This window comes from Arthrobacter sp. efr-133-TYG-118, from assembly GCF_030209755.1.
Lineage (GTDB): Bacteria > Actinomycetota > Actinomycetes > Actinomycetales > Micrococcaceae > Arthrobacter.
Map to the genome: position 1 here is coordinate 47,411 of NZ_JARVRH010000015.1, position 17,353 is coordinate 64,763.

Here is a 17,353-nt window from a genome sequence, read left to right on the forward strand (position 1 = left end):
GGACTTACTTTTGCAGCACGGACTCCTTGAGCGTGTTTCCCGAGTTCACCACGATGAAGCAGTCCACGCGGCGGTCACCGTTGTCCCAGCTGGTGGCGCTCGGGTACACGTTCTGCTGCAGGAGTGCGTACTTCGTGGAGGCCTCGTTGAGCATCACATCACGGCAGATTTCGCGTCCTTTGTCACGCAAGGCAGTGGCACCCGGGAAGGTGTCGTCAGCCTTGTACCGGAAGATGGAGCCCAGCTGGGCCGAGTGGTCGGCGGTGCAGTCCACCACCTTGGACTTGGTGGCGTTGGAGTCGAAATCGGCGAAGCAATCGCCCAGCTGGTAGTCCTTTGCCTCGACATCGGCCGGGAGGGGGCCGCGGCTGTTGGACGTGGCTGGCGCGGGGGCGGGCGCGGCCACCGGATGGTTGGCCAGGGCTCCAACCAGGACCCAGATCACTACCCCGATGAGGATCAATACGGCCAGCACAATGCCGCCAATGATGAGCCGATACCGCGTTATGGCGTCCAGCGCAGTCTGCAGGGTCCCTGAACCAGGGTCTACCGGCGACTCGTTGTCGCCTGTACCGTTGTTGCCCGGGATCGTGTTGTCCTGGCCCATGTCTGAGTTTGCTGCCTTTCATACGTGCGGCCCGATATTAGGGCGACTCTACCCAAGTTTTTCATGCCAATGAATGGAGATACTGCCAGTTGGAACTGTGACGCCGCTTTCGCGAAGGTCGTGGCACGCAGTTGCTCCAGAAAGCATGTAATCTAGACATACGACAAATTGACCAAACATTCCGGGGCCTCACCGATCGCCAAGGTGACCACCTCCGGTCCAAGTACAAAAGGGGGTCACGCCATGGGGCGCGGCCGTCAAAAGGCAAAAGCTACCAAGCAGGCTCGGGACATCAAGTACTACTCCCCGAACACTGACTATTCGGCCCTTCAGCGGGAGCTGACTGGGCCATCAAGTCGTGCGACGAGCCGATTCGCGGACGATCCGCCGGAGCCGGACTACTCGGCTTACGAGGACAAGTACGCACAGGACTTGGAAGACGATGACGACGAGGTAGACACCCGCCGCATCGGATAGCTGTAGCAACAATCAGGTGCCTTTCGGCATCGAGTTGCGTACCGCCGTCGTACACGAAGTCATGTGGCATCCCCAGATGCCTCCCGAAACACAGAGCCCGTAGGGCGCGCCATGATTGACGCGCGCTACGGGCCTTTTTCGTCGGCTTTGCCGGTCAGTCCTTCTCGTGGCACAGATCCAGCAAAGGGATCAGCGTTTCGAGGTCATTGGCGCGGGCTGCAGCCAGGATCTTCCGGTGAGCGTCTGCCACGCGCTCAAGCTTGGCGTCGTCCAAGGGATACGAACGGCTGATGAGCCGTTGAACGGGGTTGTCCCACACGGATTCGAGCGTCTTCAGCAGGAATCCGTTGGGCGCAGGCGCCGCCAGGCCCAAATGAAACGCCCGCGTGGCGGCGAAGAGTTCCTCCGGGTCCGCGCTTGCCGCACCCTCGGCGATGAGCAGCTCGAGCCGGGCAAGCTGAAGGTTGGTGTACTTGGCCCCGCATTGCCTGATAGCCATGATTTCAAGGGCCTTGCGTACCTCATAGACTTCCTCGACGGCTGAGCGGGTCAGCGTCGTCGCAAAATAGCCGGAGCCCGGGACCAAAGTGGCGAGTCCTTCGTGCACCAGGCGGTTCAATGCATCGCGGACCGGTGTCCGGGAGACGCCGTATTCTTCGGCCAACTGTTCCTGGACCAGGGGAGCGCCAGGCTCGACCACTCCATTGACGATCTCATTGCTGATCCTGTCGTAGACGTGCTCGCTCAGCGGCCGCATCCCCTTGGCAGCTTGCGCGGCCATTCGCCTCATCCCCTTTTCGTTGTCAAAACTCGCTCAATCCTACGTGCTTTACATCACAGGATTCACTGTATACAGTGAATCCAATTCTACCAACCCTTTGAAAGTTGCCCTATGAGCCTGCACATTCCACGCATACCCGGGATCGATTTTGCTGCCGTCGGCAAGCAACTGGGTTACCTGGAGATCGAACATTCGGACAACGAGAATGACGCCGCTGTCATCCCGTCGCCGATCGCCGTGCTGAGTGGTGGAGACGGCCCCACCGTCCTCCTGGCCGCCGGCACGCATGGTGACGAATATGAAGGCCAGATCCTGCTCCAGGAACTCATCCGCACCTTGAACCCGGATGAGGTGACAGGGAGATTGATCATCCTCCCTGCCCTCAACATCGCTGCTGTCCGCGAGGGAAAGCGCGTTTCCAGCGTGGACCGGGTCAATCTGAACCGGGCCCTCCCGGGCCGCGCCGACGGCGGGCCGGCCCTGCAGATCGCCTCGATTGTGGCCGGAGAACTCATCCCCATGGCTGACTTTGTCATGGACATCCACTCCGGGGGAATCGCCTCGGAGTATGTTCCGTCCGCGTTCGTCTACCAAGGACCGACGCCGGAGCTATGGGCCGAGAAGACGGCGGCGGTCGCCGCGTTCAATGCCCCGTATTCGGTCGTGGTGAAGCCCATGCTGAAGTCGGGCTCCATCAGCGGCGTTGCCGATCGGGCCGGCGTACCGATGATTTCGACCGAACTTGGTGGCAGGGGAACCGTATCCCTGCCGATCCTCAACAGGGCCAGGACCGGACTTCGTTCGCTGCTTGGCCACTGGGGCGTGCTCAAGGACGCCGCTGCCAGCGGCGAGGTGGCCTCCGACGACGGCGCGCGCGACGCCGGACCGGCCGCCGGAGCCCCGATCCAGTGGATCGAACTCACTGCCCAGTCCCCGGTCCATTCCACGATGGCAGGCATCCTTGAACCGGTCGTGGAACTTGGCCAGAAGGTCATGGCCGGAGACCTCGTGGCCCGGGTCCACTCAGTGGAAGAGCTTGACCGTTCTCCAAAAGACTTTTTTGCACCCATTGACGGGGTGGTCGCAATCGTTCGGCATCCCGCCCTCGTCAATGTCGGCACCACCGTGGTCAACATCGCCGTTGACCACGGAACAACCTATACGGAAGGCAATCATGAACCGTCCTAGATATATCTCTACAGGCGCCCTGCTGCTGGCAGCCGCCGTCGGGCTAAGCGGCTGCACCACGGCATCACTCGACGCCGGCAAGGAAGCCGCGACCGGTTCCATTCCCGGCAACGACGCCGCGATCCCGGCTGCACCCTTCAACCAGTCCGCCGCGAATCTCTTACCCCCGGACGTCAAGGCCAAAGGGACGCTGGTGGTTGGAACAGACCCCACCTTCGCGCCCTATGAGTTCTACGCCGCTGACAGCAAGACGGTTGTCGGTTGGGACGCAGACTTTGCGAAAGCCGTCGGCGAGACGCTGGGGCTCGAAGTCAAGATGGTGCCCGCGACCTTCGACACCATCCTGCCGGGCGTGAGCTCGAACAAGTACGACGTCGGCATCTCGGGTTTCAACGTCACGGCCGAACGCAAGATGAATGCCGATTTCGCCTCCTACCAAAGCAGCGGCTCAGGCCTTGCCGTCAAGGCGGGCAACCCCAGGAAGTTGTCCCTCAACGCGATGACGCTGTGCGGCACCAAGGTGGGTGGCGAGAAAGGGACCACCCAGGGGATCGAGACCCTTCCGGCGTTTTCGAAGCAGTGCGTCGACGCTGGCAAGGTGCCGATCGACATTCAGCTGTTTCCCTCGCAGAACGAAGCCAACCTGGCCCTCATCTCCGGCCGTGTAGACAGCGTCCTCTCGGGTCTTGTCGGCATGGGCTACGCAAGCAAGCTTTCAGGGGGCGCTTTCGAGCTCGCCGGCAATCAGGACTTCGAACCGACGCCGGTAGGTATCGCCATGCCCAAGGGTTCGGCATTGACCCAGCCGATCGTCGCTGCGGTCAGGGCGCTGGTCGCGGGCGACACGTACAAGGCGATCAACGCGAAGTACGGAATCCCGGACTCGGTGACCATCAGCGCCGATGCCGTGGACGCGAGCGGTGCGAAATGAGCGGCGTGATCACCGTCCCTGAGATTCGAACAACGGACCGCGGACAGTTCACCGTGGTCTCAGCCAGGCACCCCTGGCGGTGGGTGGCTGGTGCTGCGGTAGCCGCCGTCGTGATCTTGCTGCTTGTTTCCGCGGTGAGCAATCCCCGTTTCGGCTGGGACAAGGTGGCCCTGTATTTCCGCGACGTCGCCATCGTCAACGGGATCGGCATCACCCTGTTCCTGACGGTTGTTTGCATGGCTCTCGGGGTGGGGCTCGGCGTGGTGCTTGCCGTTATGCAGCTTTCGGCAAACCCCGTGGTCAAGGCCTCGGCAAGCGCCTACGTGACGATCTTCCGTGGCACGCCGGTCCTGGTCCAGCTGTTGTTCTGGTTCAACTTGTCGGCATTGTATCCCGAGATCACTTTCGGTATCCCGGGGGTCAGCCTGGACGCCAACCAGATCATCACGCCCCTTGCCGCTGCGATCCTTGGCCTGGGGCTTAACGAGGCCGCGTACATGTCGGAGATTGTCAGGGCAGGCATCCAGTCCATCGATCAAGGCCAGGGCGAAGCTGCGGGTGCCCTCGGCATGTCCCGTATCCAGACCCTCACCAGGGTGATCCTGCCGCAGGCCATGCGCGTCATCATTCCACCGACGGGCAACGAGTTCATCGGCATGCTCAAGATGACGTCGCTCGTCAGTGTCCTGGCTGTCCCCGAGCTCCTGTACTCCGCCCAGATCATCTACTCGAAGAACCTGCAGGTTGTCCCCCTGCTCCTGGTGGCCAGCATCTGGTACATCATCGTCACCACGGTGTTCACGGTAGGTCAGGGTTACCTTGAACGGCACTTCGCGCGGGGAACGTCCCGCTCCGTCCCGCCGACCGCTGCCGAGCGGCTGCGGAAATTCTTCAGGGTTCACTCCACGCACAGCTCAGGAAAGGGCGGGCAGTCATGACCATCGAAATGACGGACAGCCGGACCGCGCCGGAGGCGCTTACGCTGGTACGCGCGGAAGGCGTGCGCAAGAGTTTCGGCGACAACGAGGTCCTCAAAGGCATTGACCTCCACGTCCAAAGCGGTGAAGTGGTCTGCCTGATCGGGGCCTCCGGCTCGGGGAAAAGCACCTTCTTGCGGTGCGTAAACCACCTGGAGAAGATCGACGGCGGTCTGCTGTGGGTAGGGGACAGGGCCGTGGGCTACCGGATCAAGGGGGACAAGCTGCACGAACAGTCCCACAACGAAATCTGCGCCGACCGCACCGATATCGGGATGGTCTTCCAGCACTTCAATCTCTTCCCGCACATGACCGTGCTGGAGAACTTGATGGAAGCGCCGCTCAGGGTGCTCAAACAACGCAAGGTGGATGTCCGCCGTCGGGCATTGGATTTGCTGGAGAAGGTGGGCCTCTCGGAGAAGGCGGATGCTTATCCGCGGCACCTCTCGGGCGGGCAGCAGCAGCGGGTGGCGATCGCCCGGGCCCTGTGCATGCAGCCGAAGCTGATGCTGTTTGATGAGCCGACGTCGGCGCTGGATCCGGAGCTCGTGGGCGAAGTCCTCAGGGTGATGAAGGACCTGGCCCGGACGGGAATGACCATGATTGTTGTGACGCACGAAATGGGCTTCGCCCGTGACGTGGCGGATCGCGTGGTGTTCATGCACGGCGGACGGATCATTGAGGAAGGTGCCGCCGCAGAGGTCATTGGCAATCCGCAGCATGAGCGGACCAAGGCTTTTTTGTCGGCAGTTCTGTAGGTGTTGATAGTGCGCTCTCGAAAGTTGTTGACAGAATGCGTTAGTGACGGCTAACGTATTAAGCATGCTCGACCGACTGGAAGTTGCCGCGGAGCCGAACAGGCGGCGTCTGTTGCACATGCTTGCGGCGGGTGAGCGCACCGTGACGGAGCTGGCCGGCGAATTCACGGTGAGCAGATCCGCCGTCTCCCAGCACTTGTTGTTGCTGGAGCAGGTAGGCCTCGTTGCTGCCCGCAAAGAAGGACGCAACCGCTTCTACCGCTTGGACAATGCCGGCATGAGGGAACTGCGGATGCTTTTTGAGCAGTTCTGGACCGCTGAGCTGGACATGCTCCTCGCTGACGCACAAAACTTCACCACCGACCGACTTCAAACAACAGAGGAATCACCATGATTTACGACAAGACCGTTCTTCTTCCCCTTAACGTCGACCAGGCGTTCGAACTCATCACGCAGCCTGCACGCCTTCGCCGCTGGCAGACCGTTGCCGCACGCGTCGACCTGAAGGTAGGCGGCGAGTACCGCTGGACAATCACCCCCGGTCACCACGCGGCCGGAACGTTCACTGAAATCGAGCCGGGCAAGCGCGTCGTCTTCACGTGGGGCTGGGAGCAGCCTGAAGCCCCGGCGGACAACGTCTCCACCGTGGCCATCACCCTTGAGCCCGCCGACGGCGGGACCACCGTGCGCCTGGTGCACGAAGGCCTTCCGACGCCGGAAGCCGTCGCCGCCCACTCCGAGGGTTGGAACCACTACCTCGACCGTCTCCTCGCCGCGGCCGCCACGGGCGACGCCGGTGCCGACGAATGGGCAGCAGCCCCTGCCGATCTCAACGAACTCACTTCTGCGGACGCCACGCTTGCCATCGTGCAGCGCGTTCTGGCGCACGTCACCGAAGCCGACGCGCAGACCCAGACTCCGTGCGCCGACTTCAACGTGTCGCAGTTGCTTGACCACCTTGCCGGATCCATTGGCGGCATCGCCAAAGCCCTGGGTGCCGACGTAGCCGACGACGCCGGAAAGTCGCCTGAGGTGCGCATCGCCGACCTCGCCCAGCCCACGCTGGAAGCTTTCTACCGCCGCGGCCTCGAAGGCACCATCGACATGGGCTTCGCCGAGCTACCGGCCACGATGGTCGCCTCCATCCTCAACCTCGAGTTCCTGGTCCACGCTTGGGACTTCTCCAAGGCCCTGGGCCTCGAGGTGTCGGTGGCAGATGAGCTCACCGACTACGTCGAGGTCCTCGCGCAGAACACCATCAGCGAGCAGGTCCGCGCAAGCGGCAGCTTCGCCCCGGCCCAGGAAGTCGCCGAGACGTCATCCAGCCTGGAGCGCCTGGTCGCTTTCACGGGCCGGACTGTTCACGCGTAGAAAGTTCCTGAGGGGCCCGCGCCCGCTGGCTGTTGTCAGTGTCAGACCCCCGTACTACTTTGAACGTGGTATCCGCTGGCGTAAGCCGGCTACTCAACGAAGGGATAGCAATGCCGCAGGTTGATAGCTACAAGCAGGGAACTCCGTGTTGGGTGGACCTGTCGTCGTCGGACATTGAGGCTTCCAAGGCCTTCTATGGCGATCTGTTCGGCTGGGAATTGGACGCAATGGACGCCGGCAACGGCGGCACTTACTACATGGCCAAGCTGCAGGACCGCTATGTAGCGGGCATGATGCAGCAGATGCCGGATATGGCTGCGGCCGGTGCACCGTCCTTCTGGGCCAACTACCTCGCCGTCGATTCGGTCGATGAGGCCGCTGAGCGCGCGGCGGCGGCCGGCGGCAACATCCTCTTCCCGCCGGACAGCGTCCCCAACGGGAGCGGACGGATGTTCTTCGCCGCCGATCCGACGGGTGCGCAGATTGGTTTTTGGGAGGCCGGAAACCACCACGGCGCCGGCTTGGTCAATGAACCGGGCACGGTGGTCTGGAGCGAGCTGCAGACAAACGACGTCCCCAAGGCAGTGGCCTTCTACGAATCCGTGACGGGATGCTCCAGCGAGACGGCCGCAGCCGGCGATCTGCAGGAATACACCCAGTTCGTGGTGGACGGGAAGTCCGTGGCGGGCGCCATGAAGCAGCCCATGGAGGGTATGCCGCCGTTCTGGATGACCTACTTCAATGTCGCTGACGTCAATGAATCCGTGGCGAAGGCCGTGGAACTCGGAGCCCAGGTCTTCGCGCCTGCCTTCGATGTCCCCGGTGTCGGCCGCATGGCAGTCCTCGGCGATCCCGCCGGGGCAGCCTTCAGCGTGATGGCCGGCGAAAGCGCCTAAACAAATCGAGTGCCCACCCAACTGCCGGATCGGCAATTGGGTGGGCACTCGTTTGCGTTAGGAACCCTTAGGCGTAGGCGTTCACGAGGCGCACGGCGCCGCCGTCGACACCCTTTGCACCCTGGACGTAGTCCGGGCCGCTCTTGATGATCGAGTCGGAGTCCGAAGCCACGGTACCCATGACCCACGACGGGAGGCCGCGTTCGTTGAGGCGGGCCACTGCGGCGTCGGCGATTTCGTGCGACACGATGGCCACCATGCCGACGCCGAGGTTGAGCGTGCGCTCCAGGTCGGCCAGCGGAACATTGCCGAGCTCTGAAACCAGCTTGAAGATGGCCGGCAGTTCCCACGTGGCGCGGTCAACCGTGGCCACGAGGCCCTGCGGCAGGACGCGGGCCAGGTTGGCTGCGAGGCCGCCGCCGGTGACGTGGCTGAAGCCATGCACGGCGCCGGGCGCGGCACCCAGGCCGCTGACCGGGAAGGCGCGGGCGAGGTCCAGGCAGTCGGCGGCGTAGACGCGGGTGGGCTCCAGCAGTTCTTCGCCGAGGGTGCGGCCGAGTTCGGAGACCTGGCGGTCCAGGGCCCAGCCGGCGTGGTTGATCACGCGGCGAACCAGGGAGTAGCCGTTGGAGTGCAGGCCCGAGGAGGCCATGCCGATCACGACGTCGCCAGCGCGGACGCGGTCCGGGCCAAGCAGGGCGTCGGCTTCGACAACACCGGTAGCTGCACCGGCGACATCGTACTCGTGCTCACCCAGCAGTCCCGGGTGCTCAGCGGTTTCGCCACCCACCAGGGCGGTGCCCGCCACGGAGCAGGCGGCCGCGATGCCGCGGACGATGTCCGCGATGCGCTCGGGCACAACCTTGCCGCACGCAATGTAGTCGGTCATGAAGAGCGGCTCTGCGCCGACCACCACGATGTCGTCCACCACCATGCCGACCAGGTCGAAGCCGATGGTGTCGTGGATGTCCATGGCCTGGGCGATGGCCACCTTGGTGCCGACGCCGTCAGTGGACGTGGCCAGCAGCGGCCTCTTGTAGGTGAGCAGCTTGGAGACGTCGTACAGGCCGGCGAAACCGCCGACGCCGCCGAGGACCGAGCTGTTGTGGGTCGCCTTGACGGCGTCCTTCATGAGTTCGACGGCGCGGTCGCCCGCTTCGACGTCGACGCCGGCTGACGCGTAGGTGATGCCGGTTGTGTTCTCAGCGGCGGAGGATGCGGAGGTCATACAGACTCTTTCTTATCGGCGTCGGTCAGCAGGTTCTCAAACTCGGCGTCGGGTCCGGGATCGCAGCCCGTGGCGCCGGGCTTGTTGGCCGGGTCGTCCGAGTCCGCGGTCGCGGCTTCGGCGGAGATGCCCGACGTCGGCAGCCCGCCGAGGTCGGTGCGCTCCAGGAGGTTTTTGCCCAGTTTGTCCGAACCCGGAAGTGCGATGGGGTACTGGCCCGTGAAGCAGGCGGTACAGAGGCGTTCGCGCGGCTGCTGGGTGGCGCCGATCATGCCGTCTTCGGAAATGTAGGCCAGCGAGTCCGCTCCAATGGCCTGGGAGATTTCCTCGATGGTGGCACCGTTGGCGATCAGTTCAGCGCGGGACGCGAAGTCGATGCCGTAGAAGCAGGGCCACTGGACAGGTGGGGAGGAGATCTTGATGTGGACGGCTGCGGCGCCGGCCTCGCGGAGCATCCGGACGATGGCACGCTGGGTGTTGCCGCGGACGATCGAGTCATCCACCACCACCACGCGCTTGCCGCGGATCACGGATTCGAGGGCGTTGAGCTTGAGCCGGATGCCGAGCTGGCGCAGGGTCTGCGAGGGCTGGATGAACGTGCGGCCCACGTAGGAGTTCTTGACGAAGCCGTGCGCGAACGGAATACCGGATTCCTCGGCGTAGCCGACCGCTGCCGGGGTTCCGGATTCGGGAACCGGGATGACGATGTCCGCTACCTGGGTGTTTTCGCGGGCCAACTGGCGGCCCATCTCCACACGGGACTCGTACACCGAGCGTCCGGCAATCGAAGCGTCGGGACGCGCAAGGTAGACGTACTCGAAAACACAGCCGGCCGGCGTCGCTTCCGCGAAGCGCTGGGAACGGACGCCGTTCTCGTCAATGGCGATGAACTCGCCGGGCTCGATCTCGCGGATGAAGCTCGCGCCGACGGTTGCCAGCGCGGACTGTTCCGAGGCGACAACCCAGCCGCGCTCAAGGCGGCCAAGGCACAGGGGACGGATGCCGAAGGTATCGCGGGCGGCGTAGAGCGTTCCTTCGTCCATGAACACGAAGCAGAAGCCGCCTCGGATCTTGGGAAGCAGCTCAAGAGCGGTCTGTTCAAGGGTCTTGCCCTCTTCGCCCTCAAGGAGCGCGGTGACCAGGGCGGTGTCCGAGGTGTTGCCCTGCTTCATTTCTCCGGTCAACTGGCCACCGTTGAGCTCGAGGATCATTTCCCGGAGCTCAGCAGTGTTGGTCAGGTTGCCGTTGTGCGCGAGGGCAACGGTGCCGGTGGCTGTTGCGCCCAGGGTGGGCTGTGCGTTTGCCCAGTGGCTTGCTCCGGTGGTGGAGTAGCGGCAGTGGCCGACGGCAAGGTGCCCTGTGAGGGTGTTCAGGGTTGTCTCGTCGAAGACCTGGGACACGAGGCCCATGTCCTTGTAGACATTGATGCGCTTGCCGTCACTGGTAGCAATGCCAGCCGATTCTTGTCCGCGGTGCTGCAACGCATACAGCCCGTAATAGGTGAGTTTTGCTACTTCTTCGCCCGGCGCCCAGACCCCGAAGACGCCACAAGCGTCCTGAGGTCCTTTTTCGTCGGGGAGAAGATCATGAGAAAGTTTTCCGTCGCCACGTGCCACTGGTCAATTGTCGCATGATGTTGGCGTGGTACTTTCCCTCACGCGGCATTGTGACCGGGATCCTATGCCTCGGCGTCGTCCCCTGTCGGATTGGGTACGGATTCGACGACGGCACGCCGGGAGCGCCGCACGCTGACCTTGTCCAGAACGAGGGCCGCGATGGCACCGAGCAGCACGCCGCCAGCGGCAAAGGTCACAAGGAAGAACCCGAAGACCGCGCCGGTGTCGAAACTCTCGTCGCCGGGGATCCCGTAGGCCACGAACGCGGCAACGATAATGCCGAGCACCCCGCCCAGGCCCATGAATGGAACGAACTTCGGCGCACGGCGGACCGTGATCCCGCGGCGTTCGGGAGCGCCGTCCCCTGACCTGGCGTTGTGCGCGGTGCTGTTTTGTGACGTGCCGCTTTGTGACGTGCCGTCGACGTTCGAGTCCTCAGAAACCATGCCTACCAGACTACCGTTTCGAGCAGGTTGGTTTGTGGTCTGAAGTCAGACCATTGACAGATGGAAGTGAAGTGGGTCACTATCGATGCGAGCGGTGTCGGCCCGTTCCCCCCTTCCGTTTAGAAAGAGAATAATCATGAGTGATCGTTCTACGGCAGCGAAGGTGCAGGCTGTGCAAGACGCAGATGCTGCGGCCCTCGCCGAGCTTGGCTACAAGCAAGAGCTACATCGCGGCATGTCCGGTTTCTCCAACTTCGCAGTCTCGTTTTCCATCATTTCGATCTTGGCTGGCTGCATTACCTCCTTCAGCATCGCGCTCAAGTCCGGCGGCCCGGCCGCCATCAACGTGGGTTGGCCAATCGTTGGCCTCCTGGTCTTGTGCGTGGCCCTTTCCATGGCCGAGGTTTGTTCGCGATACCCGACAGCCGGCGGCCTGTATTTCTGGGCCGGCCGGCTCGCCAAACGCAACAAGCGGGCCTGGGCCTGGTATGTCGGCTGGTTCAATTTCCTCGGTGAAGTGGCCGTCACGGCCGCAATCGACTTCGGTTGCGCCACGACAATGATGGCCTTCGCGGCGCTGACTTTCGGCGTCGAACCCACCGCTGGTGGTACGTTCGTCCTATTCGTCGTCCTCATGGTCATCCACGCACTGCTCAACAGCTTCGGCGTCAAGATTGTCAGCTTCCTCTCCAATGTCTCCGCTTGGTGGCACATTGTGGGCGTCGCGATCATTGTGGCGGCGCTGTGGATCATGCCCACGAGCCACCAGTCCTTCGACTGGACAATGACGGCGTGGCACAACGAAACCGGCTTCACCTTCGGGCCGTATGTCTTCCTCATGGGCCTGCTCATGTCGCAGTACACCTACACCGGCTACGATGCTTCGGCCCACGTTGCCGAAGAGACCAAGAACGCCGCCATCGCAGCCCCCAAGGGGATTGTCATGAGCGTGGTCATCTCCATTATCGGTGGCTGGATTCTGCTCTACTCACTCGTCGCCGCGATTCCGAACGGTTCAGAGGACGGACTGACCACCCTTGGTGCCACGCCAACCGGGTTGCCTCCCGCACAGATTTTCCTGGATGCGCTGGGCAACCCCGGCGTAGCGAAGTTCCTGCTCGCCATCGTGGTAGGTGCACAATTCTTCTGCGGCATGGCGTCAGTGACCGCCAACTCGCGCATGACTTACGCGTTCTCCCGAGACAACGCACTGCCGGGGTCCCGCATCTGGGCCAAAGTCAACGCCCGGAGCGGCACCCCGACAAATTCGATCTGGCTCTGCGTTGGCTGCGCGATTGTGCTCGCTTCACCCGCCCTGTTCAATACAACCGCGTATTTTGCGGTGACGAGCGTTGCCGTCATTGGCCTCTACATCGCGTACATCACCCCGGTATTGCTCCGCAGGCTCAACAAGAACTTCGTACCGGGTCCGTGGCACCTGGGGAAGTGGAGTCCCGTCATCAACTGGGTAGCAATTGTGTGGGTCGCCATCATCGTGATTCTCTTCGTTCTTCCGCCCGTCGCAGACATCACCATCGACACCTTCAACTACGCGCCAATCGCCGTCGTGGTCGTCTTCCTCCTTGCCACGGTGCTTTGGTACACCACGGGGCGTCGGACGTTCATGACGAGTGCCGAACAGGAGCACCTGACGATCGACGCGGATAAGCTGCTCAATTAGCACAACCATGGGCCGCCGGCGGTTCTTCGCCGGCGGCCTCCCAGCCAGGAAGGTCGCCATGTTCCTCGTTGAACCGATTGAATCCCCCCTGCTGGAGACGGTCTTGCTCCCCGTGCGTGGACACATGGCCTTCGAGTCGTGCGTCGAGCACTTGGGATCGGCAATTCAGTTGGGGATCTTCAAGACCGGCGAACGCCTCCCACCCGAGCGCGACTTGGCCGAGCGCATGCAGGTCTCCCGGGCCACGCTGCGCGAAGCGATCAGCGCACTGCGCGCGGCCGGTTTCGTCACGACCGTCCGGGGGAGGGGCGGCGGAACCATCGTCGAACCGGTCGGCAACGCCCGTCCGCCGGAGCGTCTGGGCAACAAGGACAGGCAGGAGGAAATCAGCGATATCCTCATCTTCCGCTCGGTGATTGAACCCGGGGCCTGCCATCGGGCGGCTTCGATGCGGCTCAGCGAGGATCAGCGCCGGCTTCTGACCGATTCCCTGGCCGAGGTTGAAAACGCGGGTTCACCGGTGGAATACAGGCAAGCGGACGCCCGCCTTCACTTGGCTTTCTCCGCTGTTGCGGGGTCGTCCGAACTCAATAAAGCGAGCACCACCATCCAGACAAAGATCCACGAGTTCCTCGCGGAGATCCCCTTCCTGCAGCGGAATATCGAACATTCAAACCAAGAACATCGATTGATAGTGCAGGCCATCCTCGACGGCGAGCCTGCAGCGGCCCGAAGCGTCATGGAATTGCACTGCGAGTCCACTGCCGCACTACTCAAGGGACTACTGAAATGAGCAGCACCATGAACGACATTTCGAACACCGTTCACCCTCGCAATGACCGTATGCTCACCGTTGAGCAACTTAAGGCGCAGATTGGCGAGGGCGCCATAGACACCGTGATTCTCGGCTTCACCGACATGCAGGGGAGGCTTCAGGGCAAGCTCCTCCACGCGCAATTCTTCCTGGATTCCGTCCTGGAGCATGGCACCGAAGGCTGCAATTACCTCCTCGCCGTTGACACCGAAATGAACACCGTTGATGGCTATGACATTTCCTCGTGGGAAAAAGGCTATGGAGACATGCTCTTCGACATGGATCTGGACACTATCCGCGTCCTTCCCTACCGCGAGGGGAGTGCACTGATCCAGTGCGACCTGTCCATGACCGACGGCACTCCGGTCTCCGTTTCACCCCGCGCCATGCTCAAGCGCCAGACGGCGAAGGCGGCCGAGCACGGTTGGAAGGCACTTGCCGGAACCGAGCTTGAGTTTGTGGTCTACAACGACTCCTACGAGCAGGCATGGGACCTGGACTACAAGCACCTCACACCTGCCAACCAATACAACGTGGACTACTCGCTCCTGGGATCCGGCCGCGTGGAACCCCTGCTTCGCAGGATCCGGAACGAGATGTACGCTGCGGGCATGACGGTGGAATCCGCCAAAGGTGAATGCAACTTCGGCCAACACGAGATCGCGTTCAAGTACGACGAAGTGGTCACCACGGCGGACAACCATTCCGTCTACAAGACCGCGGCCAAGGACATCGCCCATGACATGGGCCAATCCATTACCTTCATGGCCAAGCCCAACGAGCGCGAGGGCAATTCCTGCCACATCCACCTGTCCCTGCGCGGACTCGACGATGAGCTGGTCTTCTGGGACAAGGCCACAGGCGCCCGCACCAAAACCTACGATCACTTCATCGCCGGAGTGCTTGCGACGATGCGGGAATTCACGCTCTTTTACGCTCCCAACATCAACTCCTACAAGCGGTTCGTCAAAGGCTCTTTCGCCCCGACCGCGGTGGCCTGGGGCCTCGACAACCGCACCTGCTCGGTGCGCCTCGTGGGGCATGGCCAAAGCGCGCGGCTGGAAAACCGGCTGCCGGGTGGCGACGTCAACCCTTACTTGGCATTGTCGGCCATGCTGGCCGGCGGGCTCTACGGAATCGAAAATGAGCTCGAACTCGAACCGGCAACCCTCGGCAACGCATACACTTCGGGCGCTCCCACCGTGCCGACGACGATGCGGGAAGCGCGGGATCTGTTCGCCAACTCCGTGATCGCCAAGGAAGTCTTCGGTGAGGAAGTGGTCCGGCACTACGTGAACTACGCCGACGTCGAACTGGCAGCATTTGAGTCCGCCATCACGGACTGGGAGCTACGCCGCGGGTTCGAAAGGCTGTAGGGGCAATGACTCGGAATCAGACGCCGGCTCCAGATCCAGGTTCGAGCCCACGGCCTCGGATCGCCCTGACCACCTATCTCCAAGACGCGAAATGGGGGGTTTGGGATGCGCGGGCAGCGGTGCTGCCGGCGGCATATTTGGAAGCCGTCGTGGCGGCCGGCGGCACCCCTCTTCTTCTGCCGCCTATCGGCACGGATACCTCCGTACTTGACCTCGTGGATGGCCTGATTGTGGTGGGCGGAGCCGACGTCGACCCCGGAAATTACGACGCCGAGCCTCACCCAAGCACTCGCAGCCAGCCCGCCCGGGACGAGCACGACATCGCCTTGACGCTGGCCGCATTGGAGAAGGGGGTTCCTCTGTTTGCCATCTGCCGCGGCGCGCAAATCCTGAACGTGGCCTTGGGCGGAAACCTCATCCAGCACGTGCCGGATGTGCTTCCCGAGGCCAACTACCAACCCGCATCGGGGGTTTATGGCGAAGTCCAGTTCGGTACCCGGCCGGGGAGCATTATCGCCGAACACCTGGGCGAGCGGGCATCGGCGCCCGTTTATCACCACCAGATTCTCGACCGGGTTGCCGAAGGCCTGTGCGTCACGGCGTACGCGGCGGACGGCACGATCGAGGCCGTCGAGTCGACCCAAGGAAGCTGGGCGTTGGGCGTTCAGTTTCACCCTGAACAAAATCGTTCCGACGTGCGCCTCTTTGAAGGATTCATCGAGGCCGCCAGAAGGTACCGGGACGGCGAGCCCTGCGCTGAGCGCGTCGACCCAACGACGGAATTCAAACCGACAGAAACGAGCTGGGCGTGAGTGCCACAACTTTTGACATCATCAATCCGGCCACCGAGGAATTCCTTCAAACTGTTGAACTTGCGTCCCTCGCCGAGACCGACGCCCTGATTGCACGCGCGGCTGGCGCCTTTGAAACCTGGCGGAAAGTGTCGCCGTCGGACCGGGCACTGCTCTTGCGCCGGTTCGCGGCCGCCGTCGACGCCGATCTGGAGAACCTCGCACAACTGGAAGTCCGCAATGCGGGACACACGGTCGGCAACGCCCGCTGGGAAGCGGGCAATGCGCGTGACGTCATCAGTTACTACTCGGCGGCTCCTGAGCGGCACTTCGGGCGGCAGATCCCCGTTGCCGGAGGCCTCGATGTGACCTTCCACGAGCCGTTGGGCGTTGTCGGCATTATTGTGCCGTGGAACTTTCCCATGCCGATCGCGGCGTGGGGCTTCGCTCCGGCCCTCGCGGCAGGCAACACGGTGGTCCTCAAGCCTGCGGAACTTACGCCCCTGACGGCGATGAGGCTGGGCGAGTTGGCGCGCGAGGCCGGCCTGCCCGACGGCGTGCTGACCATCATCCCGGGGAAGGGCTCCGTGGTGGGAGCGCGCTTCGTGACCCACCCCGCCGTGCGAAAGGTCGTCTTTACCGGGTCCACCGGGGTTGGCAAGCAGATCATGGCCGGTTGTGCTGATCAAGTGAAGCGAGTGACGCTCGAGTTGGGAGGCAAGAGCGCAAACATCGTGTTCGCCGACGCCGACCTTCAGGCCGCTGCTGCCGCAGCGCCCGGCGGTGCGTTCGACAACGCCGGCCAGGACTGCTGTGCAAGGTCCCGAATCCTGGTGGAAAAGTCCGCCTACGATAGCTTCTTGGAGCTCTTGGAACCTGCAGTTCGGGCTGTCAAAGTCGGCAACCCGGCCGATGAAAGTACCGTCATGGGGCCGTTGATTTCCGCCCGGCAAAGGGAAACCGTCGCAGGTTTCGTGCCTTCGGGGGCGCCCATAGCTTTCCAAGGCGAGGTGCCCGAAGGGCCGGGTTTCTGGTTCCCGCCCACTGTCCTGGCCCCCGACTCGTTCGACGACCCGGCGGTGCGTGAGGAGATCTTCGGACCAGTCGTCGTCGTCGTTCCGTTCAACGACGAAGCGGACGCTGTACGGATTGCCAACGACACCGAATACGGCCTCTCCGGATCCATCTGGACCCAAGACGTTGGCCGGGCCTTGCGCGTGGCCCGCGGAGTGGATGCCGGAAACCTCTCGGTGAACTCCCATTCTTCAGTCCGGTATTCGACGCCGTTCGGCGGCTTCAAGCAATCGGGCCTGGGCCGCGAGCTGGGTCCTGACGCGCTTGATTCCTTCAGCGAAGTAAAGAACGTCTTCATCGCGCACTGAACCCGCCAAACTTTGGAAGCCCCATCATTCAAG

The 17,353-nt window shown here is 62.8% G+C and carries 18 protein-coding genes; 13 read left to right on the forward strand and 5 right to left on the reverse strand.

Annotated elements, in window-relative coordinates; genetic code table 11:
* Positions 1–4 precede the first annotated feature (4 nt).
* Positions 5–607, reverse strand: coding sequence for a septum formation family protein (locus tag QRN59_RS14110; protein WP_284983135.1), 603 nt, complete (start codon positions 605–607; stop codon positions 5–7).
* 243 nt (positions 608–850) lie between these two features.
* Here QRN59_RS14110 and QRN59_RS14115 point away from each other — a divergent pair, with 243 nt between their 5' ends.
* Entirely contained in the window at positions 851–1,084 is a 234-nt protein-coding gene (locus tag QRN59_RS14115; protein ID WP_028265518.1) for a DUF3073 domain-containing protein, read from the forward strand.
* A 154-nt stretch (positions 1,085–1,238) separates the two neighbouring features.
* On the opposite strand, the gene QRN59_RS14120 is transcribed toward QRN59_RS14115, so the two are convergent.
* Positions 1,239–1,865 carry a GntR family transcriptional regulator gene (locus tag QRN59_RS14120; RefSeq protein WP_284983136.1) on the reverse strand — a complete coding sequence of 209 codons (627 nt, stop codon included), beginning with the start codon at positions 1,863–1,865 and terminating at the stop codon, positions 1,239–1,241.
* Between the two features lie 111 nt (positions 1,866–1,976).
* On the opposite strand from QRN59_RS14120, the gene QRN59_RS14125 reads away from it, so the two are divergent.
* The 7 genes from QRN59_RS14125 to QRN59_RS14155 all read left to right on the forward strand — a co-directional run bounded on the left by QRN59_RS14125 (position 1,977) and on the right by QRN59_RS14155 (position 7,986).
* Entirely contained in the window at positions 1,977–3,053 is a 1,077-nt protein-coding gene (locus QRN59_RS14125) for a succinylglutamate desuccinylase/aspartoacylase family protein (RefSeq protein ID WP_284983137.1), read from the forward strand.
* Positions 3,040–3,984, forward strand: coding sequence for an ABC transporter substrate-binding protein (locus QRN59_RS14130; protein ID WP_284983138.1), 945 nt, complete (start codon positions 3,040–3,042; stop codon positions 3,982–3,984). Before QRN59_RS14125 ends, QRN59_RS14130 begins: the two co-directional genes overlap by 14 nt.
* Entirely contained in the window at positions 3,981–4,922 is a 942-nt protein-coding gene (locus tag QRN59_RS14135; protein WP_284983139.1) for an amino acid ABC transporter permease, read from the forward strand. Before QRN59_RS14130 ends, QRN59_RS14135 begins: the two co-directional genes overlap by 4 nt.
* Entirely contained in the window at positions 4,919–5,719 is an 801-nt protein-coding gene (locus tag QRN59_RS14140; protein WP_502871059.1) for an amino acid ABC transporter ATP-binding protein, read from the forward strand. The genes QRN59_RS14135 and QRN59_RS14140 overlap by 4 nt, the downstream gene beginning before the upstream one ends.
* Before the next feature lie 43 nt (positions 5,720–5,762).
* Positions 5,763–6,113 (forward strand): ArsR/SmtB family transcription factor, encoded by a 351-nt coding sequence (locus QRN59_RS14145; protein WP_284983140.1) that lies wholly within the window; start codon positions 5,763–5,765, stop codon positions 6,111–6,113.
* Positions 6,110–7,090, forward strand: coding sequence for a TIGR03086 family metal-binding protein (locus QRN59_RS14150; RefSeq protein WP_284983141.1), 981 nt, complete (start codon positions 6,110–6,112; stop codon positions 7,088–7,090). Before QRN59_RS14145 ends, QRN59_RS14150 begins: the two co-directional genes overlap by 4 nt.
* A 110-nt stretch (positions 7,091–7,200) precedes the next feature.
* The gene (locus tag QRN59_RS14155) at positions 7,201–7,986 is read left to right on the forward strand and encodes a VOC family protein (RefSeq protein ID WP_284983142.1); all 786 of its coding nucleotides are present in this window, start codon (positions 7,201–7,203) and stop codon (positions 7,984–7,986) included.
* A 67-nt stretch (positions 7,987–8,053) separates the two neighbouring features.
* On the opposite strand, the gene purM is transcribed toward QRN59_RS14155, so the two are convergent.
* The 3 genes from purM to QRN59_RS14170 form a co-directional block, all read right to left on the reverse strand.
* Complete coding sequence (purM, locus tag QRN59_RS14160) at positions 8,054–9,214, reverse strand: phosphoribosylformylglycinamidine cyclo-ligase (protein ID WP_284983143.1); 1,161 nt, start codon at positions 9,212–9,214, stop codon at positions 8,054–8,056.
* Positions 9,211–10,830 (reverse strand): amidophosphoribosyltransferase, encoded by a 1,620-nt coding sequence (gene purF / locus QRN59_RS14165; RefSeq protein WP_078107476.1) that lies wholly within the window; start codon positions 10,828–10,830, stop codon positions 9,211–9,213. Before purF ends, purM begins: the two co-directional genes overlap by 4 nt.
* 62 nt (positions 10,831–10,892) lie before the next feature.
* A complete protein-coding gene (locus QRN59_RS14170) occupies positions 10,893–11,276 on the reverse strand; it encodes a hypothetical protein (RefSeq protein WP_284983144.1) in 384 nt (127 codons plus the stop codon).
* A gap of 136 nt (positions 11,277–11,412) precedes the next feature.
* Between QRN59_RS14170 and QRN59_RS14175 the strand changes: the two genes are divergently transcribed.
* The 5 genes from QRN59_RS14175 to QRN59_RS14195 are packed head-to-tail and all read left to right on the forward strand — an operon-like array spanning position 11,413 to position 17,320.
* Positions 11,413–12,957, forward strand: a complete 1,545-nt coding sequence (locus QRN59_RS14175; protein ID WP_284983145.1) for an amino acid permease — start codon at positions 11,413–11,415, stop codon at positions 12,955–12,957.
* A 58-nt stretch (positions 12,958–13,015) separates the two neighbouring features.
* Entirely contained in the window at positions 13,016–13,750 is a 735-nt protein-coding gene (locus tag QRN59_RS14180; RefSeq protein WP_284983146.1) for a FadR/GntR family transcriptional regulator, read from the forward strand.
* The gene (locus tag QRN59_RS14185) at positions 13,747–15,147 is read left to right on the forward strand and encodes a glutamine synthetase family protein (protein WP_284983147.1); all 1,401 of its coding nucleotides are present in this window, start codon (positions 13,747–13,749) and stop codon (positions 15,145–15,147) included. Before QRN59_RS14180 ends, QRN59_RS14185 begins: the two co-directional genes overlap by 4 nt.
* A 5-nt stretch (positions 15,148–15,152) precedes the next feature.
* The gene (locus tag QRN59_RS14190; RefSeq protein WP_284983148.1) at positions 15,153–15,959 is read left to right on the forward strand and encodes a gamma-glutamyl-gamma-aminobutyrate hydrolase family protein; all 807 of its coding nucleotides are present in this window, start codon (positions 15,153–15,155) and stop codon (positions 15,957–15,959) included.
* A complete protein-coding gene (locus QRN59_RS14195; RefSeq protein ID WP_284983149.1) occupies positions 15,956–17,320 on the forward strand; it encodes an aldehyde dehydrogenase family protein in 1,365 nt (454 codons plus the stop codon). The genes QRN59_RS14190 and QRN59_RS14195 overlap by 4 nt, the downstream gene beginning before the upstream one ends.
* Positions 17,321–17,353 lie beyond the last annotated feature (33 nt).